Origin of the sequence: Actinophytocola oryzae, from assembly GCF_004364325.1 — a bacterium.
In the GTDB taxonomy this organism is placed as follows: domain Bacteria; phylum Actinomycetota; class Actinomycetes; order Mycobacteriales; family Pseudonocardiaceae; genus Actinophytocola; species Actinophytocola oryzae.
In genome coordinates, this window is the sequence record NZ_SOCP01000001.1 from 401,416 (window position 1) to 414,122 (window position 12,707).

General features: G+C 70.4%; 11 protein-coding genes. 7 read left to right on the forward strand and 4 right to left on the reverse strand.

Going from position 1 to position 12,707, the window contains the following annotated elements; all coding sequences use genetic code 11:
• Positions 1-2 precede the first annotated feature (2 nt).
• Complete coding sequence (locus CLV71_RS01675) at positions 3-1,289, reverse strand: amidohydrolase family protein (RefSeq protein ID WP_243866165.1); 1,287 nt, start codon at positions 1,287-1,289, stop codon at positions 3-5.
• A gap of 10 nt (positions 1,290-1,299) precedes the next feature.
• Positions 1,300-2,127 carry a DUF6597 domain-containing transcriptional factor gene (locus tag CLV71_RS01680; protein WP_133900745.1) on the reverse strand — a complete coding sequence of 276 codons (828 nt, stop codon included), beginning with the start codon at positions 2,125-2,127 and terminating at the stop codon, positions 1,300-1,302.
• Positions 2,128-2,544: 417 nt separating this feature from the next.
• Between CLV71_RS01680 and CLV71_RS01685 the strand changes: the two genes are divergently transcribed.
• Together CLV71_RS01685 and CLV71_RS01690 are read left to right on the forward strand one after the other, a co-directional pair.
• Complete coding sequence (locus tag CLV71_RS01685; RefSeq protein ID WP_133900746.1) at positions 2,545-2,919, forward strand: hypothetical protein; 375 nt, start codon at positions 2,545-2,547, stop codon at positions 2,917-2,919.
• Positions 2,916-3,389 carry a roadblock/LC7 domain-containing protein gene (locus CLV71_RS01690; RefSeq protein ID WP_133900747.1) on the forward strand — a complete coding sequence of 158 codons (474 nt, stop codon included), beginning with the start codon at positions 2,916-2,918 and terminating at the stop codon, positions 3,387-3,389. The genes CLV71_RS01685 and CLV71_RS01690 overlap by 4 nt, the downstream gene beginning before the upstream one ends.
• Here the strand turns inward: CLV71_RS01690 and CLV71_RS01695 are convergent.
• Positions 3,386-5,512 carry a DUF6351 family protein gene (locus tag CLV71_RS01695; RefSeq protein ID WP_133900748.1) on the reverse strand — a complete coding sequence of 709 codons (2,127 nt, stop codon included), beginning with the start codon at positions 5,510-5,512 and terminating at the stop codon, positions 3,386-3,388. The two genes, CLV71_RS01690 and CLV71_RS01695, sit on opposite strands and share 4 nt — an antisense overlap.
• 65 nt (positions 5,513-5,577) lie before the next feature.
• Positions 5,578-6,642, reverse strand: a complete 1,065-nt coding sequence (locus tag CLV71_RS01700) for a M48 family metallopeptidase (RefSeq protein WP_243866167.1) — start codon at positions 6,640-6,642, stop codon at positions 5,578-5,580.
• Positions 6,643-6,973: 331 nt separating this feature from the next.
• Between CLV71_RS01700 and CLV71_RS01705 the strand changes: the two genes are divergently transcribed.
• Genes CLV71_RS01705 through arfA form a run of 5 tightly spaced genes read left to right on the forward strand, consistent with a single transcriptional unit; the run spans position 6,974 to position 12,705 of the window.
• Positions 6,974-7,978, forward strand: a complete 1,005-nt coding sequence (locus CLV71_RS01705; protein ID WP_133900749.1) for a LacI family DNA-binding transcriptional regulator — start codon at positions 6,974-6,976, stop codon at positions 7,976-7,978.
• A gap of 24 nt (positions 7,979-8,002) precedes the next feature.
• A complete protein-coding gene (locus CLV71_RS01710; RefSeq protein ID WP_133900750.1) occupies positions 8,003-9,337 on the forward strand; it encodes an extracellular solute-binding protein in 1,335 nt (444 codons plus the stop codon).
• A 22-nt stretch (positions 9,338-9,359) separates the two neighbouring features.
• Complete coding sequence (locus tag CLV71_RS01715; protein WP_208297336.1) at positions 9,360-10,310, forward strand: carbohydrate ABC transporter permease; 951 nt, start codon at positions 9,360-9,362, stop codon at positions 10,308-10,310.
• 1 nt (position 10,311) lies between these two features.
• Positions 10,312-11,199 (forward strand): carbohydrate ABC transporter permease, encoded by an 888-nt coding sequence (locus CLV71_RS01720; protein ID WP_133900751.1) that lies wholly within the window; start codon positions 10,312-10,314, stop codon positions 11,197-11,199.
• A 3-nt stretch (positions 11,200-11,202) separates the two neighbouring features.
• On the forward strand, positions 11,203-12,705 hold the full coding sequence (gene arfA, locus CLV71_RS01725; protein ID WP_133900752.1) for an arabinosylfuranosidase ArfA: 1,503 nt from the start codon (positions 11,203-11,205) through the stop codon (positions 12,703-12,705).
• The last annotated feature ends 2 nt before the right edge of the window (positions 12,706-12,707 follow it).

Below are 12,707 nucleotides of genomic sequence, written 5' to 3' on the forward strand. Positions count from 1 at the left end.
GGTCACCGGGTCACCCTGCGTTCGCGTACGGCCGCCACGGCCTTGGCGACCTGGGCGTCGAAGGCGTCGAGCTGCTCGGCTTCCGCGGCGCTCGCGACGAAGGCGCGTCGGTCGCAGGCCGTGCCCGCGCGCCAGATCCGGTCGATCCCGCGGGTCGCGGTGATGTCGGTCAGCGGGTCACCGGACACGAGGACCAGGTCCGCGCGCTGTCCTGGCGCGACACGTCCCCGGTCGGCGAGGCCGAACACCCGTGCCGGTGCGGTCGTGGCGGCGGCCAGGGCCTGCGTCGGGCTGATGCCGCAGCGGACGAGTAGCTCCAGCTCCCGGTGCAGGCTCGCCCCGAACACCGTTCCCGGGTTCGGGGCGTCGGTGCCCGCCAGCAGGGTGACCCCAGCCTCGGCCAGTCGCCGCACGTTGTCCTCGGCCCGCGAGTAGGGCGGCATCCGGCGGCCGTTCCAGCCCGAGACACTCGTGGCCAACCGGCGTGTCCAGGCTTCCCCGAGCGCGTCGGCGAGCCTCGGGTCAGCCACCACGGCCGCGCCACCCGACTCGCCGAGGGTGTTCTCGACGGTCGCCAGCGTCGGGCCGACCGCTATGCCGGCGTCGGCGATGCGTCCGACCAGGGCCTCGTCCAGCTCGGCGTCCACGGGCACGTGGGCCACCACGTCGACACCGGCCGCCACGACCTCCCTGACCCCGGCCACCGAGGACACGTGCGCGACGACGACCAACCCGCTGGCGTGTGCGGCGGTGGTCAGCGCGGTGATGGTCCCCGCGTCCAGCGAGGGCCACAGCCCCCCGGTGCCGGAGAAGATCTTCAGGTAGTCCGAGCCCGCCGCGATCCGTTCCGCGACGAACCGCTCGGCCTGGTCGGTGGCGGTCAACGTCGGGAACGGGGCGTACATGATCGACGGGTGTCCGCCCGGTGCGGTGGCGCCGACACCCGACGACCGCACGTCGGCCACGTCCGGACGCGAGCCTGCCTGGTCCTTGGCCTCGGCCACCAGGTCGGGTTTGCTGAACATGTCGAGCACGGTGGTGACGCCGAAGGTCAGCGACTGCGCGAGGGCACCGGGTACGAGGTGCACGTGCGTGTCGATCAGCCCGGGAAGCACGGTCCCGCCACCCGCGTCGATCACCTGGTCGCCGTCACGGGTGGCCGAGGCGGCAGAGCAGTCGGCGATCACGCCGTCCGCGAACCGGACCGACGTCCAGTCCCGCGATCTGGTCCCGTCGAACACCTTCGCGTTCACGATCGTCGTCGCGGCCACGACACCCTCCCCCCGCACGCGGGCGAGTCTACGACGCCATCGCACCCGCGCCGGCCGGAACACGCAGGTCGGCCAGGAAGGGACGGTACGACGCGGAGTGGTCGTGCCCGCACGCACAGCGGTCCGGCGCGCCGAGCAGCTCGCGCGGGGTGAGGCCGGTGAGGCGCAGGCACTCGCGGCACAGGTGTGCGTGGTCGGCGTACCCGGCGTCGAGCGCCATACCCGTGAGCCCGTCGCCGACACCGGCCTGCGCGAGCGCGAGGAAGCCCTGGAAGCGGAGCGTCCGCTGGAGTGGCTTCGGTCCGATGCCGACGCGCCGCAGGAACCGGCGCCGCAGCTGGCTCGCCGAGATGGCGAGGTCGTCGGCGAGCGAGGCGACCTCGACGGGCCGCCACGGCATCAACCGCCGCACCGCCTCGGCGACCAGGGGGTCGGCGGCGCCCGGTCGCAGTCGCGACGCGAGGTGGTCCTGGACGAGGTCGAGCGTCGCCCCGGCCGGTGCGTCGGCGATGGCCTCACCCAGGCGGGACGCGTCGTGCCCCCACAGCTCGTCGAGCCCGATCCGCTGGTCGGCCAGCTCGTCGAGCGCCACCGGCAGCCGCAGCGTGCCGGGGGAGAACCGGACCCCGACGACGGTGGTGTGCGGCGCGATCACGTCGACGTCCGGCCTGGTCAGTGGTCCGGTCAGGCGTGGGAGGCCGCCGAGCCGGCAGACCAGCTCGACGCCGCCGGTGGGGAGGTTGCGCTGCGCGTACGGCTCGGCCCCCGTGTGCTGCACCCACACGGTCCGCACCACGCCGGCCAGCGCCGGCCGCGGTGCCGACTCCACATAGGTCGATGTCGGGGACCGCGGCACGCGCCCAGGGTAGTGCGCTCTCCCGGGAGTCGGCGCACCTACCGGTCCGGTGGTCGGTCCAGTACGGGGCGTTACCACTTTCGCTAGGCGGCGATTCGGATTGTGTGAGCCTTATTGTTCGGGCAACCAAATCGAGGGCCACGGTTCTGGTCAGCGGAATATGCAACGTGCAATCGGCAGTTTGATGCCCCAACCACAGCCCTCGTCACCAGCGGAAAGCGGTCGAAAACGGACTATGCGACTACGCTCTGTGATCAGGGGGGCCGGTTGTTTACTCTCGTCCTGAATGGTCTTAGAGTGGCCGCGCGGCGGGACTCCATCGATTACTGCGAATGCCGGTGATGATGTGATTTGTGCTGCGCCGAATGTCGTACCGAGGGCTGGGAGTGCTCGTCTGTGAATAGGAGAGCGAGTGGCATGAATGTCGAAACCTCTCTCAAGGAGGCCATGTCCATCGACGGCGCGGTGGGTGTCGCGCTGGTGGACTACGAGAGCGGCATGTCGCTCGGCACGATGGGGGGCGGCGACTGGCTCGAGCTGGACGTCGCCGCCGCGGGCAACACCGAGGTGGTGCGGGCCAAGATGCGCGTCATGGCCGCCCTCGCGCTCGACGACACCATCGAGGACATCCTCATCACGCTCGGCCGCCAGTACCACCTGATCCGGTTGATCAGCGACAACGTGAGCAGCTCCCCGTCGCTGTTCCTCTACCTCGTCCTCGACCGGTCGCGGTCGAACCTGGCGCTCGCCCGCCACCACCTCAGGCGCATCGAGGGTGACCTGACGGTATGAGTGACGCGGCGCGGCTGCCGAGGCGTCGGGTGTCCTCGGCATCGGGTGACATGACGCGGTCCACCCGCGGTGGGCAGGCGGACCTGTCGGTGGTGGACGACGCGCTGCGCAGCGTGAGCGGCAAGGACGCCAACATCTACGGCATGCTGGTGGCCAGCGCGGACGGGTTGGTTCTCGCCACCGACACCCGCGACATCCACGTCGAGACGGTCGCGGCGATGGCCGCCGCGGCCGCCAGCATCGCGATCCAGTTCACCAGCCAGGCCGACATCGGCGACTCCAGGGCGTCGATCTTCGAGGGCGCCACCGGGTACGTCGCCGTCTTCCCGGTCGAGCCGAGCGTGCTGCTGGTCGTGTTCGGTCAGAAGGACCTGACCATGGGCATGTTCAACATCGCGGCGCGCAACGCGCTCGCCGCGCTGCAGGAGGCGATCCGCCGCCGTCGGATGATCAAGGCACGCGAGATCTAGAACCGCAGCCAGGTGCCCGCGAGGCCCTGCTGTGCCACGCCCGGCCGGTCGTAGTCGCAGACACCGGTCGGGAACACGGCGCCCAGCCGGTCCCACTGGGCGTCGGTGAACGCGGGGTAGTCACCGCGAACCGGCTGGGTCAGCACGCACTTGACCACGTCCGCCGCGATGTCCGCGCCCGCGACCTCGCGGGGGAACGACGCCGACGGGTAGAGCGCCTCGCACGTGCTCGCCGGGTCGCGGTCGAGGGGTTCGGCGACGAACGCCGGGTTCGCCGTCCGCGTCATGCAGCCCTCCCGCAGCTCGGCGGGCTTCGCGTGGACGATCCTGTCGATGCGTGGCGCGGTCGAGGTGTCCCGCGAGAGCGCCGTCAGCCACCGGTCCATCTGGACGATCGCGTGCCGCAGCAGCGGGCTGTCCGTGCTGTACAGGCCGTAGCGCGCGTCCTCCAGCAGGCTGACCCGGTTCGCCGAGGTGCCGTTGGCCTTCTCGAGCCGCGCCTGCATGGACAGGCTGTGGTAGCGCACATGGATGTCACCGCCCGGCTGGTCGTCGACGTAGGCGCGGTAGTCGATGATCGGCACGTCCTTCAGGCCGCCGCCCCCGTTGGTGAGCCTGCCGGTGCGGTAGGCGGTGCGCACGGCCGCGAGATCCGCCTCGATGCGCCCCGGCACGATGTTCGCGTCCGCGTCGAAGCCGCCGACCCGCTCGTTGAGGTCGAGGAACTGGTCGGGGGTGACGACCCCGTCGCGCAGGGCGGCGAGTCCGTACTGCACGCCGACGTTGTCGAGCGGCCTGCGCGGCAGGCCCGTGGCGGGGTCGGTGCCGTAGACGTTGACGGCGTGGGAGAACACGTCGCAGCGGGCGCCGTCGGGGTTGGTCTCCGGGTCGTAGCGCAGTTCCTCGGGCAGCACGCCGCAGAACGCACGCGGGTCGATGCGCCGCGCGCCGACCGCCACGTTCGGCGCGGTGGCGTAGGTGGCGAACCCGGTCACCGCGCGCTTCTGCTCCGCGGACCAGCCGGTCGCGGTGGCGAGGTAGTTGTCGAGCAGCCACGCGTCGGTGATCATCGAGACGGTGCCGAAGCCGACCTCGGGGAACGAGCAGCCGGGGATGATGCCGTCGAAGATCCCCGGGTAGTCGTCGACGATCTGGTGCGCCTGGTACGAGCCGCCGGAACAGCCGAAGCCGATCGTGTGCGCGACCGTCCCGTACCGCTCGACGAAGCGCTCCTTGACCGTCATCGCCGTCTCGGCCGACGTCAGGTCGTCGCAGTTGTTGCCGAACACGTTGAGCGAGCTCGACGCGACGGCGAAGCCCTGGCCGAGCATGAACGCGTCGGTGACGCCACCGGTCGTGTTCCCCTGCCGGTACCAGCCACCCGTGCAGCCGCCACCGAGGGTGTAGATCAGCCGCCGGTTCCACCCGGCCGGGCGGGCGAACGGGCTCGGCTCGGGCTCCGCGAGCGGGTCGTGCAGCACGGCCGTCTGGTAGATGCCGCGGTTGGCCGTGCCGGTCTCCATCCGCACGACGAACGGGACCGTGACGCCCAGCGACGTCGTCGTGGTCGCCAGGTCGTCCGGGTACCGGCCGGTGTCCGGCCACGGCCGGAAGGCGCCGGAAGTGCTGCGGTAGAAGTGGTCCACGCGCGTCGCGACCGAACAGTCGTCGTCCAGCGGCTCGCCCAGGGTCCCGCCGATGACGGGCAGCGTGAACTGCTCGGTCTCACAGATGAACGGATGCTCGTGCGGGCCGGAGAACACCGGGCCCGTGAGGGGGTGGTCGAGCACCGCGAGCGAGTCGGACCCGGCGCCGGGTGCCGTCGCGCGGATGACGCTGAGCCGCAGGCCGCCGACGAGCGCGGTGATGCCGTGGACGTCCGGGTCCGGCCGGAACAGGCTGGTCACGTCCCGGGCGCCGACCGCCACCCGGATCCGCCCGAGCGGCAGGTGCGGTGGCGCGGAGACCCTGACCAGCGCGTCGCCGCCGGTCACGGTGTCCGGCCTGCCGGACAGGACGGTGACGGAGAGCCGCCCCGTGCCGTCCGGCCCGGCGAACGCCGTCTGGGGTGCCACCAGCAGTGCCAGCAGCGCGACGATCGCCGAGCCGACGATGTTCCGCATCGAACCTCGCTCACGAGCGCCGAAGGACGACCCGTAAGCAACTTACAAACCGCGTCGAGCGACGGTCAACGGGTGCCGTTGGCGCCGTCGTCCGGGGTGGTGTCCTGCGGGCCGCCCCGGCGGAACCCGCTGAACACCTTGTCCGCGACGTCGGTGATCGCGCCACCCACGTTGCTGAACACCTTGACCAGCGGGTCGGTCGAGTTGTTCCAGGCGTCCTTGTAGGACTTCGCGGCGTCCTGCATGTCCTCGGACAGCGGGTTGCGCTCGTCCTCGCCGTCGCGGCGCCTGTAGTCGCCGGTCAGGATGGTCCGGTACTCCTCCGACGCGGCCCACTGCTGGAGCTGCGAGGCACGCACGACCGCGAACGGGTGCGTCTGGCTCTCCACCGCGAGCAGCTTGATGACGCTGTCGCGGATGTCCTCGATCTCCTCGTACTCCCTGGCCTGCGCCAGGAAGGACGGGATGTCGATCTGGCTGAGGTCGGTCGCGCCCGCCAGGTACAGGTGCGCACGCAGTGCGGCCTGCGGGTCCTGGCCGGCGAGCAGCCCGGCCCGGTCACAGCTCAGCTCGGACTTGCGCTGCCACTCGTGCAGCGCCGCGATCACCGCGCGCAGGCCGATCACGCCCATCGGCACCCACGCGACCGAGCGCTGGAGGCGCAGCAGCCGGTCGAGCAGCGTGAGCAGGACGGCGTGCCCGGAGAGCACGTGCCCCATCTCGTGGCCGATGACGAAGCGCAGCGCCTCGGTGTCCAACGCCTCGACGAGCCCGGTCGACAGGACGATGAACGGCTCGTCGATGCCCCTGGTCCGCGCCACGGCGTTCGGGTCGCGGGCCACGTAGACGTTGGGCACCCTCTCCAGGTCGAGCACCTCGGCCGACTCGACGCGCAGCCGGTCGAGCACCGGGTACTGCGACGGCCCGACCCGCACGTGCGACGCGACCGCCACCAGCCGCTCGGCCCGCTCGTTGAACAGCGAGTTGAGCGTCTTCAACACGTCCGAGACCCCCGGCACGGTACGCAGGGTCGCCATGGCGCCCCTGTCGGCCGGGTGCTCGTAGGCCCGGGGGCTGATGCCCGGGAACCGCACGCGCTGGGAACCCTGCTGGACATCGGATTCAGTCACTGTTTCCCCTCCCTGTGGTTGCTGGCCAACGTACGCGGGAAAACACGCCAGACGGCCCAACGAGCCCGCATACCGGGCGAAAATCAGGGATCACCCTGAGTGGGGACCAGGGACCACTTCAGGGGATGTGCCCGTCCTTCCATACCGGCAGCGACGATCGGGCACGTCGATCGGCGCGCGGGACCTGCCGTGCGGCTTCGCCGTCCCGCCGGGCGTGGCTCCCACCCTGCTGGTCCTGAGCCTGGCGATGTGCTTGGTCTACTTCTTGACGGCCGGTGTCCGTTGGAGTCACAGTTAGGCGAACGTTCGCCTTCGCTGGGGAGGGTCGGTCGTGTACGTGTCGCTGAGGGATGTCGCGGCACGGGCAGGCGTGAGTTTCCAGACTGCGGGCAAGGTGCTCAACGGGCGGTCCGGGGTCGTGTCGGCCAGTACGCGCGAACGCATCCTCAAGGCCGCCGCCGATCTCGGGTACGTGCCCAACGCCATGGCCAGAGGGCTCGTGCGGCAGTCCTCCGTCACCGTCGGGGTCGTCGCCGACGACTTCGCGGACCTCGCGGTCTCGCAGTTCGTCCTCGCCGCCCAGCGGGCCGCCGCCAGCCGGGGCCACGCCGCACTGATCAGCAGTGTGCACGCGGGCGTCGACGCCGCGACGGCCGTCCGCAAGCTCCTCGAGTACCGGGTCGACGGGATCCTCGTCGCGGCGCCGACGCTCGAGGACGACCCCGTCCTCGGGGAGGTGCTGCGCGGCCGGCTGCCCGTCGTCAGCTTCAATCGGGTCCACGGCGGCGGCATCCCGACCATCGGGTCCGACCACGCCGTCACCGGCACGCTCGCCGCGGAACACCTCCTCGGCCTCGGCCACCGGCGGATCGGCACCATCACCGGGCCGCAGAGCCGCCAGGTCGTCGGCACCCGCACGCGGGGGTTCCGCGCGGTGCTCGACGCCGCCGACGTCCCGCTGCCCGACCAGCGGGTCGTCGAGGCCGACTGGACCTACGAGGGCGGCTGGTCGGCCACCCACCGCCTCCTCGACGCCGACCCGAGCGTCACGGCCGTCTTCGTGCACAACGACACCATGGCCGTCGGTGTGCTGAAGGCCCTGCACGAGCGCGGCCTCGACCTGCCCGCCGAGTGTTCCGTGGTCGGCTGCGACGACCTCTCCTTCGCCGGCTACCTCGTGCCGCCGCTCACCACCGTGCGGATCCCGTTCCAGGAGACCGGCGAGCGGGCGGCCCAGCTGCTCGTCGACCGGATCGGCGGCAAGGCCATCCCCAGCCGCAACCTGTTGCCCGTCGAGCTGGTCGTCCGCGAGTCGACCTCCCCACCCAACCGCTAGGGACACCAATAGGACGGTGAACGCATGTACCCTGTACCGGCGAGGAACGCGCTTTCCCGACGCGCGATGCTCCGCGCCACCCTCCTGGGCGCCATGGCCACCACCGGCTGCTCCGCCGTCGGCGCCGGTCTCCTGGACGCCGACCCGGACCGCGACACCATCGCGTACTGGAACCTCTTCGGCGGCGGTGACGGCGTCCGCATGCAGGACATGGAAGACGGGTACCGCGAGGCGAACCCCGGCATCGACCTGCAGGCCGTGACCCTCGCGTGGGGAAACCCCTACTACACCAAGCTCGCGCTCTCCACCGTCGGCGGCCGTCCGCCCGACGTCGCGGTGTCGCACCTGACCAGGATGAAGACCCTCGCGGCGGGAAACCTGTTGCAGGAACTCAAGCCCGAGGACCTGGAACGGCACGGCATGACCGCCGAGCGGTTCAACAGCCGTGCCTGGGACGCGGGCCTCGTCGACGGGAAGATCTACGCGATCCCCATCGACACCCACCCGTTCGTCCTCTTCTACAACACGAAGATCTGCGACGAGGCCGGCCTGCTCGACGGGTCCGGCAACCTCAAGCCCATCAAGGGCCCCGACGGGTTCGAGGACGCACTGACCAAGGCCAAGGCGGTCACCGGCAAGTACGGCGCGACACACGGCATCAACTCCGACACGGCGAGCCCGTGGCGCCTCTTCCAGACCCTGTACGCGCAGCTGGGCGGCGAGATCCTGGCCGAAGACGGCACCCGGATCGTGCTCGACGACGCCAGGGCGACACAGGTGCTCGACTACCTCCGGGCGCTGACCGTCGAGAAGGACCTGATGCCGGGCAGCATCGACTACCAGGGCGCGATCGCGTTGTTCGCCAGCGGCGCGGCCGGGTTCCACCTCAACGGGGAGTGGGAGATCTCCACGTTCCAGACCGCGAAGATGCCCTTCAGCATGACGTTGGTGCCCAACGTCTTCGGCGGCGACTACGCCATACAGGCCGACTCGCACACCCTCGTCCTGCCGGTCCGTCCCGACGACGACCGGGCACGGCTCGACATGTCGCTCGGCTTCGTCAGGTCGATGCTCGACCAGAGCCTCACCTGGGCCGAGGGCGGGCACGTGCCCGCGTGGCAGCCGTTCGCGACGAGCGGCGCCTACAAGGAGCTGACGCCGCAGTCGAACTACCGCGCAGCGGCCGACGCGGCCGTCTACGACCCACCGGGCTGGTACTCCGGGTCCGGCTCGAACTTCGAGAACGTCATGGGGGCGGCGGTCGGCGCCGTCGAGGCAGGCGACTTCACGCCTGCCGCAGCGATTGCGCAGATCCGTTCGAAGCTGTCCGAACTGGCCGCCACCGCGCCGCCGGTGTGACCCTCGTCGAGGAGGTTTGGCCGTGACCGTCACCGAACCGCACACCACCCACCCGGCGCCGAGTGCCCGCCGGACACCGGCCGCGAAGCGCGTGTCCACGATAGATGGACACGGGCGTCCGGCATTGCTGTTCCTCGCCCCGTTCCTGTTGCTGTACTTACTCTTCATCGTCGGGCCCGCGTTGTACGGCCTGGTGATGAGCTTCTTCGACACCAGCATGGTCTCCTCGGGTCTCGGCGGGTTCGCCGGGTTCGACAACTACGCGGAAGCGTTGTCCAGCCCCGACTTCTGGGCCGCGCTGTGGCACACGATCTGGTTCACGATCCTCACCACGCCACCGCTCATCGTGCTCGCGCTGGTGTTCGCGCTGCTCGCCGAGCGGGCGAGCCGCGGCCGGTGGTTCTTCCGGCTGGCGTTCTTCCTGCCCTACATCCTGCCCTCGGCCGTCGTCGCGCTCATCTGGATCTGGATGTACACGCCCGCGCTCGGCCTGCTGAGCCGCACGATGACCGCGCTGGGCTTCGACGAGCCGAACTGGCTCGGCGACCCGGACCTGGCGATGGTCTCCCTCGCGGTCACCACCGTGTGGTGGACGCTCGGCTTCAACTTCGTGCTGTACCTCGCGGGTCTGCAGGAGATCCCGCGCGACCTGTACGAGGCGTCCGCGATGGACGGCGCCGGGCCGTGGCAGCAGATCCGCTCGATCACGCTGCCGTTGCTGTCGCGCACCACGTCGCTCGTGGTGGTGCTGCAGGTGATCGCGTCGCTGAAGGTGTTCGACCAGATGTACATCATGACCCAGGGCGGCCCGAACTTCGCGACCCGCTCGCTGCTGCAGTACGTCTTCGACGTCGGGTTCACCGACTTCCGCACCGGCTACGCGGCCGCCGCGTCCACGCTGTTCTTCGTCGTGGTGCTCGCGGTGTCGACCGTGTGGCTCGTCATGACCCGCCGCCAGGAACCGGAGCTGTGACATGGCAACCCTCGCCCTCGAAGCACGATCGCTGACCGCCGCGCAGGCACGCCGCTACGCCGACGCCGCCGACCGCCGCACCAGGATCTTCAACCGCTGCTGCACCGGGGTGCTCGTCGCGTTCGCGATCCTCTGGCTGGTACCGCTGGCCTGGGCACTCGACACGGCGCTGAAACCCAACGGGGAGACCACGAACCCGACCTGGGCGATCGACAGTCCCACGTTCGCCTCGTTCCGGGCGCTGCTCGCCGAGGGCGACATCGTCAACTGGTACGCGGCGAGCTTCATCACCTCCGCGCTCGCGGCGGTCGGCACGGTGCTCACCGCCAGCCTCGCCGCGTACGCCCTGTCGCGCATGCGGTTCCGGTTCCGCTGGCTCGCGTTCTGGTTCATCCTCATCGGGATCATGATCCCCAGCCAGGTGCTGATCGTGCCGCAGTTCCGGGAGCTGGGCAGCGTCGACCTGCTGAACACGTACTGGGCGGTGATCCTGCCGCAGATCCCCACGGCCATCGCGGTGTTCGTGTTCAAGCAGTTCTTCGACGGCATCCCGAAGGACCTCGACGAGGCGGCCCGCATCGACGGCGCGGGGTTCTTCCGCATCTACCGCCAGGTCGTGATGCCGCTCGCGCGGCCCGCGGTGTCGGCGGTGGCGATCTTCAGCTTCGTCTGGACGTGGAACAACCTGCTGTGGCCGCTGCTCGCGCTCAGCAACCCGAAGATCATGACGATCCCGGTCGGCCTCGCGACCGTGCAGGGCACGTACGGGATCCGTTACGCGGACACCATGGCGTCCGCCATCCTCGGCGCGATCCCCCTGGTGCTGGTGTTCCTGCTGTTCCAGCGCCGCATCGTCGAGGGCATCGCGGGAACCGGACTGAAGGGATAGCTCATGCACCACGCCGCCCTGACCATCGACCCCGCCTTCCGCGTCGGCGACGTCGACCCACGGCTGTACGGGTCCTTCGTGGAGCACATGGGCCGCTGTGTCTACACGGGAATCTTCGAGCCAAGGCACGAGAGCGCCGACGACGACGGCTTCCGGGGCGACGTCGCGGCACTCGTCCGCGAGCTGGGCACGCCGGTGCTGCGGTACCCGGGCGGGAACTTCGTGTCCGGCTACACGTGGGAGGACGGCATCGGCCCACGCGAGAACCGCCCGACAAGGCTCGACCTCGCGTGGCGCTCGGTGGAGACCAACGAGATCGGCGTGGACGAGTTCACGACGTGGGCGCGGCGGATGGGCAGCGAGCCGATGATGGCGGTCAACCTCGGCACCCGGGGCATCGACGCGGCACGCAACCTCGTCGAGTACGCGAACCACCCCGGTGGCACGTACTGGTCGGACCTGCGCCGTGGCAACGGTTTCGCCGAACCGCACGGGATAAGGCTGTGGTGTCTCGGCAACGAGATGGACGGCCCGTGGCAGATCGGCCACAAGACCGCGACGGAGTACGCGCGGCTCGCGGCCGAGACGGCGAAGGCCATGCGCCGCATGGACCCGACGATCGAGCTGGTCGTGTGCGGCAGCTCGCACCAGCGGATGCCGACGTTCGGCGACTGGGAGGCGACGGTCCTGCGTGAGACCTACGACCTCGTCGACTACGTCTCACTGCACAGCTACTACGAGCAGCGCGGCGACGACCGGGGCAGCTTCCTCGCCAGCGGCGCCAACATGGACCGCTTCATCGAGTCGGTGATCGCGACGTGCGACCACGCGAGAGGGGTGGGGCAGCACAGGAAGCGGATCAACCTGTCGTTCGACGAGTGGAACGTGTGGTACCAGTCGAGGTTCCCCGGCGAGGACAACCTGGACTGGGGCGAACGGCCGAGGCTGATCGAGGACCAGTACTCGGTGGTGGACGCGGTCGTGGTCGGCAGCCTGCTGATCTCGTTGCTGCGGCACGCGGACCGGGTGCGGATCGCCTGCCTCGCCCAGCTGGTCAACGTGATCGCGCCGATCCGGTCCGAGCCGGGCGGACCGGCGTGGCGGCAGACCACGTTCCACCCGTTCGCGCTGACGTCCCGGCACGGTCGCGGCACGGTGCTGCGGGTGGAGCCGACCGGCCCGACGTACGAGACGTCGTGGATGGGCGAGGTGCCGGTGGTCGACGCGACGGCCGTGCGGGACGAGTCGGGGGTGGTGACGCTGTTCGCCGTGAACCGCGACCAGCACGAGCCGGTGACCCTGACGGTGGACGTGCGCTCGCTGCCCACGCTCGTGACGGGCGAGCACGTCGGCGTGTTCGACACCGACCCCGAGGCGACGAACACGGCCGGCCACCCCGACCGGGTCACCCCGACCCGCGTGGCCGACGTGAAGGTGGCCGACGGGACGGTCACCGCCGTGCTGCCCGCCCTGTCGTGGAACATGATCCAGCTGCGCACCGGGTGACG

What these genes read in the sequence shown, in the direction of transcription:
- CLV71_RS01710 (WP_133900750.1), top strand. Translation starts at nt 8,003, where the DNA reads ATGTACCCTGTACCGGCGAGGAACGCGCTTTCCCGACGCGCGATGCTC.
- CLV71_RS01695 (WP_133900748.1), bottom strand. Translation starts at nt 5,512, where the DNA reads ATGCGGAACATCGTCGGCTCGGCGATCGTCGCGCTGCTGGCACTGCTG.
- CLV71_RS01685 (WP_133900746.1), top strand. Translation starts at nt 2,545, where the DNA reads ATGAATGTCGAAACCTCTCTCAAGGAGGCCATGTCCATCGACGGCGCG.
- CLV71_RS01690 (WP_133900747.1), top strand. Translation starts at nt 2,916, where the DNA reads ATGAGTGACGCGGCGCGGCTGCCGAGGCGTCGGGTGTCCTCGGCATCG.
- arfA (WP_133900752.1), top strand. Translation starts at nt 11,203, where the DNA reads ATGCACCACGCCGCCCTGACCATCGACCCCGCCTTCCGCGTCGGCGAC.
- CLV71_RS01720 (WP_133900751.1), top strand. Translation starts at nt 10,312, where the DNA reads ATGGCAACCCTCGCCCTCGAAGCACGATCGCTGACCGCCGCGCAGGCA.